This is a genomic window from Dysgonomonas sp. 520 (assembly GCF_010501095.1).
In the GTDB taxonomy this organism is placed as follows: Bacteria; Bacteroidota; Bacteroidia; order Bacteroidales; family Dysgonomonadaceae; genus QVMP01.
In genome coordinates, this window is sequence record NZ_QVMP01000008.1 from 18950 (window position 1) to 34485 (window position 15536).

Consider the following 15536-nt stretch of genomic DNA (forward strand, 5'->3'; position numbering starts at 1 on the left):
CCAGTAATTCCTATCATTTATGCCTCTCTTTTTTATGAAACCCTAAAAAGATAGGTTTACCATAAATCCCCAATTTGCTCCGTATTCATTTTTATTAAACCATGGAGTGCATGACAAAGAAGAAGAGGAACTAAGGTTTTTCTTGTTTGGGTTTCCTGCGAATATTCCAATTACTTCGTTCACCGGATCCACTATATATGCGGTCATACACCCCAAAAAACGAGACCCGCACAATCTGTATTCATTGTCTACGATATGGCGTTTCAGCAGATAGAAGCCTTCTCCGATGAGAGTTCCTGTTATAGGGGTTATAATTAAGTCTTGTATGGAAGGCACTTCCATAAATGCTTCGATACCATATTCCCAAAACAAGGTGGATATGCCGGCCGAGTAAAGAAACGAATAGAAAAGGTTAAACCCCTGGCTTCTGGCTCCCATATAATATGCAGCTCCGCCATAAGGATGAAGAACATAATTGAAAACAAAATTATCTTTATCCCAAACAGGCCCTTTCTTCACATTTCTGACCCATCTGCGGAAAGGATTAACCTGCCTGATTTCTTTTCTGTTCCAGCTGGTAGCGTCTTCGGGCAATAGTTCCAGTACACCGAGTGTTACGACGCCTGCCCCATACAATACCCCTGTGTTTAAGGCTAATCTTTTGTAATTGGGATAGTTGGCTGTAAGAGAATAGGGCATATCATAAATATTGACCTTATGAGGGTATTGTTTAAAATCTGCCTTGTAAAGGCTTTTTGTGGAAATAGTATCAATTTTGTTCCGGTATGTTGCCTGCAAATTAGAGGTCGAGACAGTATCCGGTTCGTTTTTTCCTTCCAATTCATTCTGAGCTTCAATATTGGGAACATACAAAAGAGATAATAAGATAAAAAAGTATCTACTTACCTGCTTAGTTATGACATTATCATTTTTCATTACGGCAATCATTAAAATTCAAAATATCAGTCTTTATAAATTTAATGGATATTCAAATAAATAGTTTTTGAATAGATGTTTTTTCTGAAATTTATACTAATATTATTCATGAATTTAACAATTCACAGATCGTAAGTAACTTTTTTTATTCTCTTAATGAAGTTAAGATGACCATATTAATACGAATCAGTAGATGAAAAAGATTGGCTTTATTAATAAAAAAATAAACGTGAGAAAATAACAAATATCAAATAAAATGTATATTTTTGCACTCTATATGTATATTTATACAAACAATGGGTAAAACATTAAGACATAGGGCAATAAAAGAGATAATAGCAAATCTCCCAATAAACAGTCAGGATATACTCCTTAATATGTTGATTGAAAAGGGGTTTAATGTAACTCAGGCAACATTGTCGCGTGATATAAAAGAACTGAAAATAGCTAAAATTCCTACATCATCGGGAGAATATGCATATCAATTACCTCACCAGTCAATAAATGACGATTCGGAGAGATCGCGTAATTTATCTTCATTTGGATTTATAAGTATCGAATTTTCGGGTTCTTTAGCTGTAATAAAGACCCGTCCAGGTTATGCAATGGGTATAGCTGGCGATATTGACGCCAGAGCTACTTCAACAATTTTGGGTACTGTTGCCGGAGATGATACAATACTAATCATTCCCCGTGAAAATATAAGTAGAGAGAAAATATTAGAATCACTGTCGGATATTATACCAACTATACAATGATAGAAGTTAAAAGTTATTCATCAATAACTGAAATGGAAAACAAACAAGACGAAATTACGGTAGAAGTGGCTAACGAAAGCCACGTTTCTTATGTGCAAACTATATTGGACACAATAGAAGCTGCTGCAAAAGTGCGAGGCACGGGTATAGCCAAAAGAAGCCCCGAATATATAGAGCAAAAAATGAAAGAAGGCAAAGCTATTATAGCATTGGCGGGAGATCAGTTTGCTGGTTTTTGTTATATCGAAACGTGGGGGAACAAACAGTTCGTGGCTAACTCAGGACTTATAGTTGACGACAAATATAGAGGACATGGCTTGGCTTTGCGCATTAAACAAACTGCTTTTGCCTTGAGCCGGACAATGTTTCCCGATGCAAAAATATTCGGTTTGACATCCGGTGCAGCGGTGATGAAGATCAATACCAAGTTAGGATATTACCCTGTAACGTTTGCTCAACTAACCGATGATGAAGCATTCTGGCGTGGGTGTCAGGGATGTATAAATTATGACATACTGACACGGACCGACAGAAAATATTGCATCTGCACGGCAATGCTCTATGATCCCCGTAAACACGAGGACAGACTGGAAATAATAGATTTAATGAAAAAACTAAAAGATAAAACTCAATGAAAAAGAAAGTTGTTTTGGCATTCAGCGGAGGATTGGATACTTCTTTTTGTGCCATGTATCTGTCGAAAGACAAAGGGTATGATGTTTATACGGCGATTGCCAATACCGGAGGTTTTTCTCCCGAAGAGTTGAAAGTGATAGAAGAAAAAGCGTATAAACTAGGCGCAGTGAAGCATGTCACCTTGGATGTTACACAAGAATATTACGAGAAGAGCATAAAATATATGATTTTCGGGAATGTGATGCGTAACGGCACATATCCCATATCGGTTAGCTCGGAGCGTATTTTTCAGGCGATGGCGATTATCAATTATGCTAAAGAGATAGGTGCGGATGCAGTGGCTCATGGAAGTACCGGCGCAGGAAACGATCAGGTTCGTTTCGATCTGACATTTGATGTTCTTGCACCCGAAATAGAGATCATAACCCCTACACGTGATATGATTCTGACTCGTGAATATGAGATCAATTATCTGAAAGAACATGGCTACGAAGCCGATTTCGCAAAGATGGAGTATTCTATCAATAAAGGATTGTGGGGAACTAGCATCGGAGGAAAAGAAACGCTGAAATCGGATCAAACATTACCGGAAGAAGCATATCCGTCTCAATTGAAAAAAACGGAGCCTGAAACTCTTACTATTGATTTTGAAAAAGGAGAGATTGTTGCCGTGAATGGCGCAAAATACATAGATAAGGTTGCGGCTATAAACAAGATTGAAGAAATAACTTCAGCTTTTGCCATAGGCAGGGATATGCACATCGGCGACACCATAATAGGTATAAAAGGGCGTGTAGGCTTTGAGGCTGCTGCTCCCGTCGTGATAATCAATGCTCACAAAATGTTGGAAAAACATACTCTTACCAAATGGCAACAATACTGGAAAGACCAACTGGGCAACTGGTATGGCATGTTCCTTCACGAAGCGCAGTACTTAGAGCCTGTGATGCGTGATATTGAGGCTTTCCTCGAAAATTCTCAAGATAATGTAACAGGCAGGGTTATTGTGAAATTGATGCCTTATCATTACGTGTTGGTGGGTGTAGAAAGCGATTTCGACCTGATGAAAGCCGACTTTGGTGAATATGGTGAAGTGAACAAGGCTTGGACTTCGGACGATGCTAAAGGATTCACTAAAATCTATTCGATGACGAACAAGATTTTCCATAGTGTGCAAAAGAAAAACGGAAAATAATTATTTCAATTTTCCAACACAGAGTAACACAGAATAGAAAATCATTGAGAGATAGAATTAAAAGACATTCAATTTAAACTCTTTTATTCTCTTTCGACTCTGTGTTTTAATTCAAACAAGATATGATAAAAGCAGGAATTATAGGTGGAGCCGGATATACGGCAGGAGAATTGATACGCATACTGATAAATCACTCTCGGGTGGAATTGGTATTTGTGAATAGCACAAGCAATGCAGGTAATAAACTGACCGATGTTCACGAAGGATTATTGGGTGATACGGAAATGATCTTTACAGATCAGTTGCCATACGATCAGATTGACGTGCTGTTTTTCTGTACAGCTCATGGCGATACAAAAAAGTTTTTGGAGGCTAACGAAGTTCCCGGTCATTTGAAAATTATTGACCTGTCCACAGATTACCGTCAAAAATCGCCGGACCACGAGTTTGTATATGGTTTACCCGAACTAAATAAAGCACAAATTCAGAAAGCGAACCGCATAGCCAACCCCGGTTGTTTCGCAACAGCTATTCAATTGGGATTGTTGCCATTAGCTAAAGCAGGATTGATTAATTCGGAAGTACACGTTAATGCGATTACAGGTTCTACGGGTGCAGGAGTGAAACCATCGGCTACCTCTCATTTTAGCTGGCGCGAGAATAATATTTCAGTATATAAAGCGTTCACACACCAGCATTTAGCCGAGATTCGTCAATCTCTGGTTCAACTTCAAAATGGTTTCGACCATAGCATAAACTTTATTCCTGTGCGTGGTAATTTTACACGGGGAATATTCGTTACCTCATACCTGAATTATAGCGGTTCGATAGATGATGTAAAAAAACTTTACGAGGATTTTTACGACGGGCATCCGTTTACTATTGTAACAGATAAAAATCCCGATTTGAAACAAGTGGTGAATACCAATAAATGTATAATCCATTTGGAGAAACACGGAGATAAATTGCTAATTTTGTCATGTATTGATAATTTACTGAAAGGTGCTTCGGGACAGGCTGTACAAAACATGAATCTTATCTTTGGATTGGATGAATTGGAAGGACTGAGGTTGAAAGCTGTGGGATTTTAAAAGCTGAAAATATCATGATAAAACGAATCTTTAATAAAATATTTGGAATAAAACCAAAAGAAGAACCACCTGAGTATCTGAAATATATAGAAAATGAGGGGTCGATACTAAGGTATGGATTCAATGCAAGGTTGGATAATCCGGTGGAAGGCCGGAAATATATGAATTTTGGCAAAGATTCAATTCTTGATTGTAATTTAGTTTTTGAGTCGGATAAGGGATATATATCCATTGGGGATAGCTGTATCATTGGTCATTCAACATTCATATCCCGAAAAGAAATAATAATAGAAGATCATGTTCTTATAAGTTGGGGATGCCTGATATCTGATAATAATTCTCATTCGCTGGATTATAAAAATAGACGGGAAGATCATCAGAACATGTTAAAAGATGTTCTTGACCATAAAAATCCCAATTATAGTAAAAATTGGGATACAGTTGAATCGAAACCTATACGGGTATGTTCCGATGCCTGGATTGGCATGAATTGCATCATAATGAAAGGCGTTACCATTGGCCGGGGTGCTGTGGTTGGAGCAAACAGCGTGGTGACGAAAGATGTACCTGATTTTACGGTAGTTGCCGGCAATCCTGCCAAAATAATTAAGAACTTGCCCCAAGAATACACTTATTAAATAAAATTGAAATGAAACTATTTGATGTATATCCATTATTCGATATAAATATTGTTGAAGGAAAAGGTTGCTATGTTTATGACGACAAGGGAAATGAGTATCTTGACCTTTATGGTGGTCATGCCGTTATCTCGGTAGGGCACACACATCCCTACTATGTGGAGAAAGTTACAGGTCAATTGAATAGACTGGCATTTTACTCAAATTCGATTGTAAATAAATTACAAGCAGAACTGGCTCAGAAACTTGGCGAGCAATGCGGATATGACGATTATTCGCTATTTCTGGTGAACTCTGGTGCTGAAGCTAATGAAAATGCCTTGAAACTCGCATCATTTCACAATGGGCGCAAGAAAGTATTATCATTCAAAAAGGCTTTTCACGGACGCACATCTGCTGCTGTTAAGGTGACCGATTCGCCTAGTTATCAGGCTCCTGTTAACGATGGTTTGGAGGTTGTTTTTGTTCCGTTCAACGATATTGAAGCGGTAAGAAGCGAGTTGCAGAAAGGGGATTTCTCCTCTGTAATTATCGAAGGAATACAAGGTGTGGGAGGAATACAAATACCTGATGACGGTTTCATGAAACAGCTTCGTCAGTTATGTACCGAAACGGGCACAATACTGATTCTTGACGAAATTCAATCGGGGTATGGACGTAGTGGAAAATTCTTCGCCCATCAATACGCAGATATAAAAGCCGATATTATAACTGTGGCTAAGGGTATCGGCAATGGATTTCCTATGTCGGCTGCATTGATCAGCCCGATTTTTAAGGCTGTGTACGGGCAATTAGGAACTACCTTCGGTGGCAATCACTTGGCTTGTTCTGCTGCTATTGCAGTTCTTGATATCATGAAAAACGAAAATCTTGTAGATAATGCCCAAAAGGTTGGGGAGTATCTTATGACAGAACTAAAAAAACTTCCTAATATCAAAGATGTTCGGGGCAGAGGACTAATGATTGGTATCGAACTGGACGAGCCAATCAAAGAAAAGAGAAGCAAACTTCTTTTCGAGGAGAAAATTTTTACCGGTTCCACCGGAACACACGTTTTCAGGCTTCTACCTCCATTGTGCTTGACAATAGAGCAGGCTGATGTATTCCTTGAGAAATTCAAGAAAGTATTGTGAGAAAAAAGTATATAAAATATACACTTTTAGGCATTTTTTCAATATTTATTGTCATTTTTGGCGGATTATTTGCCTTTTATGGAGGATATTTACGACTGAATTATCCGTCATTTGCCAAGTATCCCATTCATGGATTGGATATATCTCATCATCAGGGGATTATAGACTGGCAAAAACTTGACAAAAAGTATACGCAGTTTGTCTTCATGAAAGCAACGGAAGGCGTCACACATGTGGATACGTTGTTCGAAAGAAATTACAGGGAAGCCAAAAAGCAGAATATTCCTGTGGGTGCTTATCATTTCTTTACTTTTTGCAAGCCGGGAAAAGAGCAGGCCGAAAATTTTATTAAAACCGTACCAAAAGACAGGTCTGATATGCCTCCCGCAATTGATCTTGAATATAGTGGCAATTGCAAAAGAGATAATCATCTGGAAAATTTGATAGACGAGATTTCGGAATATATACAAATTGTGGAAGATTATTACGAGAAAAAAGTAGTAATATACGCAACTGAGGACTTTTATAACGATTATCTGGTTACCAATTTGTTAGACAACCCGATATGGATACGGGATATTTATCGGGAACCCCGATTGGTCAATGATCGGCCTTGGATGTTCTGGCAATATGCTAACAGAGGAAGGCTCAAAGGAATAGAAACATTTGTAGATATAAATGTTTTTGTCGGGACAAAAAAAGATTTTCGAGAACTCATTGATAATTAGAATAATATAACAGTAGTAAATTTACTACTGTTTTTTATTCCTTAAAAAAAGGAAATAGAAGACTGTTAAAATTAAAATCTTCTTATTTTTGCAAAACAAGAGAATTATAAGATGGAAAATCCTAAACAACATATAGAAGATTTACGTAATTTACTACATCAGCACAATTATAGTTATTATGTGTTGTCGAGTCCTACAATTACGGATTTTGAATTTGACAAATTATTGAAAGAGTTGGAGGCTCTGGAAAAAGAATACCCGGAATATGCCGACCCCAATTCCCCTACACAACGTGTGGGAAGCGACATCAACAAGCAATTTGTGCAAGTTGCCCACAAATATCCCATGTTGTCTCTATCAAATACCTATTCGCTAGAAGAGGTGGAGGAGTTTTACAACAGGGTGAAGAAAGACTTGAACGATGATTTTGAAATTGTTTGTGAACTCAAATTTGACGGTACATCAATATCATTGACCTATAAGGATGGAAAACTGCAACAGGCGGTTACGCGGGGTGATGGTGTTGTCGGAGACGATGTAACCGCCAATGTGAGGACGATAGGCAGCATTCCGCTGACATTGCAAGGACATGACTATATGGATGAGTTCGAAATCAGGGGTGAGATATTGATGCCTTGGAAAGTTTTCGATAAACTGAATCAGGAACGTGCCGATCAGGAAGAGCCTCTTTTTGCAAATCCTCGCAATGCTGCTTCCGGAACATTAAAGCTGCAAGACCCGAAAGTTGTGGCTTCCCGTAAACTGGATTCTTTCTTATACTATATGTTGGGCGAAAATTTGCCATCCGACAGTCATTACGAGAATTTGAAGAAAGCCAAGCAATGGGGTTTTAAAATATCGGATGCGACCCGAAAAGCAAAATCGTTGGAAGAAATAGCCGAATTTATAAAATATTGGGATGTTGAACGCAAAAATTTTCCTGTTGCAACCGACGGTATTGTATTGAAAGTAGACTCTCTGCGTCAGCAGCGTAATCTTGGTTACACATCCAAGTTTCCACGATGGGCAATCGCATATAAATTTCAGGCCGAAAGAGAATTGACCGAATTGTTGTCTGTCTCTTTTCAGGTAGGAAGAACAGGTGCAGTTACGCCTGTTGCCAACCTTAAACCTGTGCAACTTTCAGGAACCACGGTGAAAAGAGCTTCTCTGTATAATGCAGATGCCATCGACGCCTTAGATTTGCATATCGGAGACATGGTGTATGTGGAAAAAGGAGGTGAAATTATACCCAAGATAACAGAAGTAGATATAAAATCGAGGAAACCAAATAACGAAAAGGTTGAATTTATAACCATCTGTCCCGAATGTGGTGCAACCCTAAAAAGAGACGAAGGCGAAGCCGTGTATTATTGCCCCAATTATAAAGGATGCCCTCCGCAGATAAAAGGACGTATAGAGCATTTTATCACACGTAAGGCAATGAATATATCCGGAGGTTCGGAAACAATAGAGCATCTCTATAACGGAAAGTTAATCAGTAATATAGCCGATTTATATACCTTAAAGTGGCAAGATGTTTCGCACCTTGAAAGATGGGGTGAAAAAAGTGCCAAAAATTTGATCGAAAGCATCCAGAGTTCGGTGAATATTCCTTACGAAAGAGTTCTTTATGCTATCGGAATACGATATGTAGGTGAAACTGTTGCAAAAAAACTGGCTGTGGGTTTTCCTTCGATAGAGCAACTAAAACAGGCAACAATAGAGGAATTAACTCAGGTGGATGAAATTGGAGACAGGATTGCCCGAAGTGTTGTTGATTTTTTTGCCGATGAAGAAAACCTGGAACTAATAGAAAAATTGAGAGGATTTGGCTTGCAGTTCGAACTTAGTCAGGAGATTATGTCTCAACGTACCAATAAACTTGAGGGAAAGACAATTGTGATTAGCGGAACTTTCGAAAAGCACTCTCGTGATGAATATAAAACCCTGATTGAACAGAACGGAGGTAAAAATAGCGGTTCCATTTCGTCTAAAACAAACTATATCCTTGCAGGTGATAATATGGGGCCTGCCAAATTGGAGAAAGCCAATAAGTTGGGAGTCCAAATAATAAAAGAGGACGATTTTCTTAAAATGATTGAATAACATGGGGATAAATAATTATATTAATGTAAACATTAATTATTTCATTAAAAGAAAGATAGCTGCTCTTTATAAAGCTAATCGGCGGGATCATGAGTTCCGGTCTTTTGATGAAATAGAAAGTGTACTCATCTTATTTAATATAGAAGACTGGCTGGTTGTAGAGAAAGTTATTAATGACCTGAAAAAGAACGGTAAACGTGTTGTTGCATGGACAATAAAGCCGAAAATAAAAACGGACGACTTGCCTATCTTTCCTCAGGAAGTGAGATTGGTTGACCAGACAAAAGAACTGTCGTGGAAACAAATGCCAAAGAGTTCCGTAGCTAACGAATTTAATAATCAGGAATATGACACGCTGATTGATTTGACAACAAAGAAACGGTACTATCTTTCTTACCTTTTGATGCAGAATAATAGTAAGTTATGTATTGGAATTAAAGATCTGGAACAGAGAATATACGATTTCATTATTCTAAAGGAGGATGACAAAGATTTGTTTGAAACATACGAACAAATAAAATTTTATTTAGACAATATGTTTGGAAGCACAAATAATTCGTAAATTTGTCGTCAGAATACAGTCCGATCTAACTAAATATATAATTTCTTTATGCCCAGAATAAACTTAAGAGGTGTTGGTGTTGCTCTGATAACCCCGTTCAAAAGTGATGAAAGCGTTGATTATGATGCGCTTGCCAAACTTGTAGATTATCAGGTACAGAATGGCATCGACTACTTGGTTGTACTAGGAACAACGGCCGAAACCCCAACCCTTACCGAAACTGAAAAGAAAGAAATTATAGAATTGGTGGTATCTAAAGTTGCCGGACGGATTCCTATTGTTCTTGGAGTAGGAGGAAATAACACCCGTGAGGTTGTTGATAAACTTAAAGACAACGATTTCTTTGGCATAGATGCTATCCTTTCAGTTACTCCATATTACAACAAACCATCGCAAGAAGGTATATATCAACACTATAAAGCTATTGCGGAAGCATCAAAACTTCCCATTATTTTGTATAACGTTCCGGGTAGGACGGGTGTAAATATGACTGCCGAAACAACTTTGCGCATTGCAAATGAGTTCAGAAATGTTGTTGCCATAAAAGAAGCGTCCGGCGATATAACTCAAATGGACGAGATAATTAAGCGTAAGCCGGAAGATTTTGATGTTATATCGGGCGATGATGGGGTCACCTTTCCCCTGATTACATTGGGAGCCGTGGGGGTAATTTCTGTGATAGGAAATGCTTTCCCAAAGGAATTCAGTAGAATGACCCGCCTGGCCTTGGAGGGTGATTATCAGAGTGCTTTGACCATACATCACAGTTTCAGCGAGTTGTTTAAACTCTTATTTGTAGATGGTAATCCGGCGGGAGTTAAATGTATGCTTCACATGATGGGGTATATAGAAAACAAACTAAGGTTGCCCTTAGTGCCAACACGCATAACTACCTACGAAATGATTCGGAATGTATTGATAGACCTCAATATAAAATGCTGAAAGACCTGCTTTACAGGTCTTTTCTTTTAGTTAAATTCATACCTTAATTGATCGAAAATAAGAGGAAACAAGTTTTTATCGGCACCTACCGAAAGCAGCATATCCACATCTTCGTTAAATATTTCGACAAACTTGTCCACGCTATTATCTTCCAGATTTACAGCTTGTTTATAGAAGTTTAAAGCCTGTTTATAATTGTTTTGACACAGCTCGGTATGTCCCGCATTAAGGTAATCGTGCGAATTAGGTTTTTCAGCCAAAATTCGCGTGTAATATTGCTGAGCCAAATCGAACCGTTTCATCAGAAAGGCAGTCCAGGCAATTGGACGCCACGCTTTTATCGCATTCTTCTCGGCAAGCATTTCAACTTTGAAATAGCTGTTGAGCGCCTTGTCAAATTCTTTAAGTTCCAGATAACAATGACCAATATTCAATTCGATGGATAAGTCGTTATTCTTCAATTTAGCCGTTTTCTGATAATATTCGATAGCTTTATCGGCTTGCTTTAACGATCTGTATATGTGAGCAATGCGCTTCAATATCCACGAATTGTCGGGAGATAATAAATCGGCATGCAAATACGCATCCAAAGCTCCGTGCAAATCATTTTGCATCTGTTTGCAATAACCAATCCTTTGCCAGACATCAGAATTTTCGTCAATAACTGCAATTTTATTGAATATAGTGAGAGCTTCCGGGAAGAAATTCTTATCGAAACAATAAGCTGCTATTTGCTTCATATCTTCGATGTCTGAAATAAGAGGAGCAATGGATTTGGATTCGTAAAAGTTTAGTTTCAGCGTAAATATATCTTTGAAACTATTTCTTTGCGAAAACAACTTGAAAAATCGGTACAAATCCTGTATATATTGGTTCGACACAATTTCCTGATCAAGATTCGGGTTTACGGACAATGCTTCTTTTTGCAATTGCTTCATCTCTTCCGATTCGGCTCCGAACTGTGTCACCATCATTTCTCGCTGACCAGATGGTATTTGTAACAAACTGAAACTGAACGAATATTTATCGGAATTGCACATGTGTCCGGAATTCAGTATCGCAGTGTAAAGCATATTGTCTTTATCGTCGTTCGTATTCAGGCTTTGCAGTTCGGAATACGCAGGATCGTAGGGCAAGAACCAATTGCTGATCTCATTGAAAAACGGAAAACTTTTCAGGTTGGCAAAGGTAGAGTGAAAAACATCAGCGCCTTCCATCTGAAGGTTCGAATACTCTTGAAGTTTATTTGCCAAACCCGAATCCTCCAGCTCTTTTTTCCACTCCGGATTTTTTTCCGAAAAATCATTATCTCCTAAAATGTCTTCCATGTTCAGTTTTCTTTTTGCCATAGAACTGAACCTCATCATTTCGGGAATAATTTCTTCTGTAAGTTTTTTAGTAATTTTTTCTGTTTCCCTCGAACGTATCAATTGCTTAATGATAGATAGCACGCTTTTCTTGAAACCTTCATCTTCGCTCATTGCCTCAAGTTGTTGTACACATTCGGGATAAAGCTGCCAACGAAAATCATAAATTTGCAGGATAACAATAAGCCCTACAATAGCCCTTTGCCTGACAACCAATATGTCGGACCGACAAGCGTGCATCAAGGCTTGAGCCTTGCGTGCGTCAAAACGATGAATCAGGCTCAAGGTAATGGCCGAAACCATCAGGCATTTTTCACGGGAAGGTAGTTCAATATCGTTAATAAAGCGTATTAATTCTTCATAATCGTCTGCTTCGCTTCTTTTTGACACCAATACTTCTTGAAACATATCGGCTCCTGTGCGTTCACGCTTAACGGCAATGTCTCGTTTTTTCGTTTGTTTTTCGATTCCACTATCCAACAGGTCGGTCAATGAAAGTTCTTCCGAATATCTGATTAACTGCTTCCGGTAATCACCGATTGTAATATTCTGCCTGAGTGAATTAATCCTGACTCTTTGATAGAAATAGTCGGGAGAATCGGCAGACAAAAGTTCGTTGGTGATGTCGTCCGTCAATTCGAATAACGAACGCAGTATGTTGTTGTAGACCTTTTCCCGTTCGGGGTCGGCAACCCCTTCAAACTGATAGCTAAGCATGTATTTGTATGTCATCTCCAGTTCGTTGAGCTTTTCCAATATCAGCCAGTCTTGAGTGTTGACAGACAGGTTGTGCAACAATTCGAAAACATCTTTCAGCTGTCTTTTTGACAGGAATGTATATATTTTTCTCTTTAAAGAAATAGTGTTCTCAATCATCTGTTTAGTATTATATTTTTATTATTGATGCAAATCAGTAGTTGAAAACGTTAGTTTATATTCGATCTATTTTTGAAATTGGGAATGTACGGGACAAATCGCATTTGCCTGCCAATATATCGGGCGTAAATTTTACGCCCCTACTTTCGGGCAGACCAGAGGCCTGCCCCTACAAATCATCCTTTCCCATCCGTTTTTGTTATCGTAAATCAAAATACTGATTGGCATTATTGATCAACAAACAAAATTCTTGCCAAACATTGTTTGACTGCAAAAACTGTCAGTTATCCTATAATAAAAAGATTTTCCGTTACTCGAAATTGAAGGTAAGAGTTATCATCCTCGATTTCCCGGATTTAATGGCATCGCTGTATTTCTGTAGTTCCTTATCCGTCAGGTCTGTCCTGTTTTTTTCAACCAGATTCACCAATCCGAAAGAGAATTTCAGTTCGGGACATAATTTAAACATGGGTAGGTAGAAATCACAGCCAATACCAAATTCCAGCCCGAAGTCCATAGGCTTTAGTTTTATAGCCATGTTGCTTTTCGAACCCAGTTCGGTAGCACCATAAATACCGGCAAGGGCATAAGGGCGGATATTGTTGTTTCTTTCGGAACTGAATTTCATAAGCACAGGCAATGTCAGGTAATTGCTGCGTATGGTTGTCTTATATTCTTCGCCCGAATCTTGTTCCCTGAAAACATAGTCCTTCCCTCCGAAATGGAGGCTTGGCACTATCCTTAGGTTCATATATTGGTTTATATATCTGTCGGCAATAATACCAACGCTGAATCCGGGATTGTATGACGGGATTTCGGCAAACCATACTTCACCGTTCGATGAAGCTCCCGTGTGAGACATGATCAAATCTTGACCATGTATACCAATCGTAAATCCGAAATGGATTAGCTTTTGGTCTGCAAAAGGCTGGTTCTTTACTTTAGGGCGTTGCGCATACCCTTGTAAGCAAAAAAAGCATATTATAATTGTTAGTAATATTTTATATCGGGATGATTGTAGCATTCCTCTTGCTTTGATTATAAAATTAACGCAAAATATTTTGTGTTATTGTATCACGAGACAAACTTAGACAAAAATATTAATAATGCGAATCAAGTATTTGAAAAACGTTCTTCTTTATTCGATCTATTTTTTCTTCTGCCGCGTCTCTTACAGAGAAATGCCTTCGCTGTTTTTTTTATTCCTTTTCATCCAGATGTTTATATATCGAACTGTCCTTAGGACGGATAAACAGTCGTAACGACACATCATAATTAAGATAGCTCCAAACCCAATCGAGGAAAACAGAGACTCTGTTCTTCATGCCAACAATAGAAAGCAAGTGCACCAATAGCCACAGCCACCAAGCCAATCGTCCTTTAAATTTGAATTTTCCTAAATCTGCAACTGCAGCATTACGCCCAATGGTTGCCAATGAACCTTTATCTTTATATTCAAATTGCCGCCATTCGTTACTGCCTTTGGCTTCATAATTCAGATTTTTTGCCAAACGTTTTGCCATTTGCATAGCCACTTGAGCCACTTGTGGATGCCCATTTGGATATTTATCCGTTTTCAGTATGGCTGTGTCTCCAATACAAAAAATGTTGCTATATCCTTTAACCCTGTTGTAGTTGTCAACAATAAGCCGTCCCTTGAAATAAGAATCGTCATTCAATCCTGCCAGACTATTGGCACGGATTCCTCCCACCCAGAAAACATTTCGGGAACGTATCTTTTCGCCCGTATTCAACTCTACGTATGGATATACATAATCTTTCACCGGAATATTCTGATGCAATATTACACCTCGTTTCGACAGGGTATCTGCTGCCGCTTGCGAGGCTTCGGGCGACATTCCGAACAGCAATCGGGGTGAAGCATCTACCAAGTGTATTTCCATCTTAGAGAAATCCATTTCGGGATAATCTTTCGGCAAAATAGATTTTTTCATATCTGCCAATGCTCCGGCTAATTCTACACCCGTAGCACCGCCGCCAACAATAACAAAAGTTAATATTTCTTTCAGTTGCGTTTCATCTTTTGCACTCAACGATTCTTCAAAACTCAACAATATCCGATTTCGTGCCAAAAGAGATTCGGATACAGATTTCAGAGCAAATGTACTGTCTTTCAACTTATCATTGCCAAAATAATTTGTGTCGCAACCTGTGGCAATAATCAAATAGTCATAGTCTAAATAACCGATATTTGTTTCAACTCTTTTTTCTTCAGGTTTCACTTGTTCGGCAACGCACATCCTGAAATGAAAATCGTTTTTTTTCTGAAAAGTCTTTCTGTGTGGATAAGATATTGAGCTTGGTTCCAATCCTCCCGATGCCACTTGATAGAAAAGAGGCTGAAATTGATAAAAATTTACCTTATCTATCAGAACTACTTGATAGTGTTCGGGAGATATATTCTTTGTTATTTGCAGTCCCGCAAATCCTCCGCCTATAATAACAACCCGCTTCTTTGATCCCGGATCGGGTATGTTTGCTATTCTTTCCATCTCACTTTATTTTGATAAAAAAAAGTCGCTCCCTATTACCGGAAGCGACTTT

The 15536-nt window shown here is 38.5% G+C and carries 14 protein-coding genes; 10 read left to right on the forward strand and 4 right to left on the reverse strand.

All coding sequences use genetic code 11. The annotated features are described in order from the left end of the window. Nucleotides 1-42: 42 nt before the first annotated feature. On the reverse strand, nt 43-936 hold the full coding sequence (locus tag D0T56_RS05925) for a DUF3943 domain-containing protein (protein WP_163319223.1): 894 nt from the start codon (nt 934-936) through the stop codon (nt 43-45). Between the two features lie 296 nt (nt 937-1232). Here D0T56_RS05925 and argR point away from each other — a divergent pair, with 296 nt between their 5' ends. The 10 genes from argR to dapA all read left to right on the forward strand — a co-directional run bounded on the left by argR (nt 1233) and on the right by dapA (nt 10728). Next, complete coding sequence (argR, locus tag D0T56_RS05930) at nt 1233-1694, forward strand: arginine repressor (RefSeq protein WP_185153842.1); 462 nt, start codon at nt 1233-1235, stop codon at nt 1692-1694. Further along, on the forward strand, nt 1691-2329 hold the full coding sequence (locus D0T56_RS05935; RefSeq protein ID WP_163319224.1) for a GNAT family N-acetyltransferase: 639 nt from the start codon (nt 1691-1693) through the stop codon (nt 2327-2329). The genes argR and D0T56_RS05935 overlap by 4 nt, the downstream gene beginning before the upstream one ends. Then, nucleotides 2326-3525 (forward strand): argininosuccinate synthase, encoded by a 1200-nt coding sequence (gene argG / locus D0T56_RS05940; protein ID WP_163319225.1) that lies wholly within the window; start codon nt 2326-2328, stop codon nt 3523-3525. The genes D0T56_RS05935 and argG overlap by 4 nt, the downstream gene beginning before the upstream one ends. Nucleotides 3526-3647: 122 nt before the next feature. Beyond that, complete coding sequence (gene argC / locus D0T56_RS05945; protein ID WP_163319226.1) at nt 3648-4616, forward strand: N-acetyl-gamma-glutamyl-phosphate reductase; 969 nt, start codon at nt 3648-3650, stop codon at nt 4614-4616. 14 nt (nt 4617-4630) lie between these two features. Continuing rightward, nucleotides 4631-5254 carry an acyltransferase gene (locus tag D0T56_RS05950; protein ID WP_163319227.1) on the forward strand — a complete coding sequence of 208 codons (624 nt, stop codon included), beginning with the start codon at nt 4631-4633 and terminating at the stop codon, nt 5252-5254. An 11-nt stretch (nt 5255-5265) separates the two neighbouring features. Further along, on the forward strand, nt 5266-6387 hold the full coding sequence (locus tag D0T56_RS05955; protein ID WP_163319228.1) for an aspartate aminotransferase family protein: 1122 nt from the start codon (nt 5266-5268) through the stop codon (nt 6385-6387). Next, on the forward strand, nt 6384-7115 hold the full coding sequence (locus tag D0T56_RS05960; protein ID WP_163319229.1) for a GH25 family lysozyme: 732 nt from the start codon (nt 6384-6386) through the stop codon (nt 7113-7115). The genes D0T56_RS05955 and D0T56_RS05960 overlap by 4 nt, the downstream gene beginning before the upstream one ends. A gap of 111 nt (nt 7116-7226) precedes the next feature. After that, a complete protein-coding gene (gene ligA / locus D0T56_RS05965) occupies nt 7227-9224 on the forward strand; it encodes an NAD-dependent DNA ligase LigA (protein WP_163319230.1) in 1998 nt (665 codons plus the stop codon). A gap of 1 nt (nt 9225) precedes the next feature. After that, nucleotides 9226-9786, forward strand: a complete 561-nt coding sequence (locus D0T56_RS05970; protein ID WP_163319231.1) for a hypothetical protein — start codon at nt 9226-9228, stop codon at nt 9784-9786. A 48-nt stretch (nt 9787-9834) separates the two neighbouring features. Next, nucleotides 9835-10728 (forward strand): 4-hydroxy-tetrahydrodipicolinate synthase, encoded by an 894-nt coding sequence (dapA, locus tag D0T56_RS05975; protein ID WP_163319232.1) that lies wholly within the window; start codon nt 9835-9837, stop codon nt 10726-10728. A 26-nt stretch (nt 10729-10754) separates the two neighbouring features. Here the strand turns inward: dapA and D0T56_RS05980 are convergent, their stop codons facing one another. From D0T56_RS05980 to D0T56_RS05990, 3 genes are all read right to left on the reverse strand, one after another. Further along, complete coding sequence (locus tag D0T56_RS05980) at nt 10755-12971, reverse strand: tetratricopeptide repeat protein (protein ID WP_163319233.1); 2217 nt, start codon at nt 12969-12971, stop codon at nt 10755-10757. 310 nt (nt 12972-13281) lie between these two features. Continuing rightward, entirely contained in the window at nt 13282-13995 is a 714-nt protein-coding gene (locus D0T56_RS05985) for a porin family protein (protein ID WP_163319234.1), read from the reverse strand. Nucleotides 13996-14170: 175 nt separating this feature from the next. Continuing rightward, nucleotides 14171-15484, reverse strand: coding sequence for an NAD(P)/FAD-dependent oxidoreductase (locus D0T56_RS05990; protein WP_163319235.1), 1314 nt, complete (start codon nt 15482-15484; stop codon nt 14171-14173). Nucleotides 15485-15536 lie beyond the last annotated feature (52 nt).

Bases quoted from the DNA above. Each gene is read 5' to 3' on its own strand.
- D0T56_RS05925 (WP_163319223.1), bottom strand. From the start codon at position 936: ATGAAAAATGATAATGTCATAACTAAGCAGGTAAGTAGATACTTTTTT.
- argR (WP_185153842.1), top strand. From the start codon at position 1,233: ATGGGTAAAACATTAAGACATAGGGCAATAAAAGAGATAATAGCAAAT.
- D0T56_RS05935 (WP_163319224.1), top strand. From the start codon at position 1,691: ATGATAGAAGTTAAAAGTTATTCATCAATAACTGAAATGGAAAACAAA.
- argG (WP_163319225.1), top strand. From the start codon at position 2,326: ATGAAAAAGAAAGTTGTTTTGGCATTCAGCGGAGGATTGGATACTTCT.
- argC (WP_163319226.1), top strand. From the start codon at position 3,648: ATGATAAAAGCAGGAATTATAGGTGGAGCCGGATATACGGCAGGAGAA.
- D0T56_RS05950 (WP_163319227.1), top strand. From the start codon at position 4,631: ATGATAAAACGAATCTTTAATAAAATATTTGGAATAAAACCAAAAGAA.
- D0T56_RS05955 (WP_163319228.1), top strand. From the start codon at position 5,266: ATGAAACTATTTGATGTATATCCATTATTCGATATAAATATTGTTGAA.
- ligA (WP_163319230.1), top strand. From the start codon at position 7,227: ATGGAAAATCCTAAACAACATATAGAAGATTTACGTAATTTACTACAT.
- D0T56_RS05970 (WP_163319231.1), top strand. From the start codon at position 9,226: ATGGGGATAAATAATTATATTAATGTAAACATTAATTATTTCATTAAA.
- dapA (WP_163319232.1), top strand. From the start codon at position 9,835: ATGCCCAGAATAAACTTAAGAGGTGTTGGTGTTGCTCTGATAACCCCG.
- D0T56_RS05980 (WP_163319233.1), bottom strand. From the start codon at position 12,971: ATGATTGAGAACACTATTTCTTTAAAGAGAAAAATATATACATTCCTG.
- D0T56_RS05985 (WP_163319234.1), bottom strand. From the start codon at position 13,995: ATGCTACAATCATCCCGATATAAAATATTACTAACAATTATAATATGC.
- D0T56_RS05990 (WP_163319235.1), bottom strand. From the start codon at position 15,484: ATGGAAAGAATAGCAAACATACCCGATCCGGGATCAAAGAAGCGGGTT.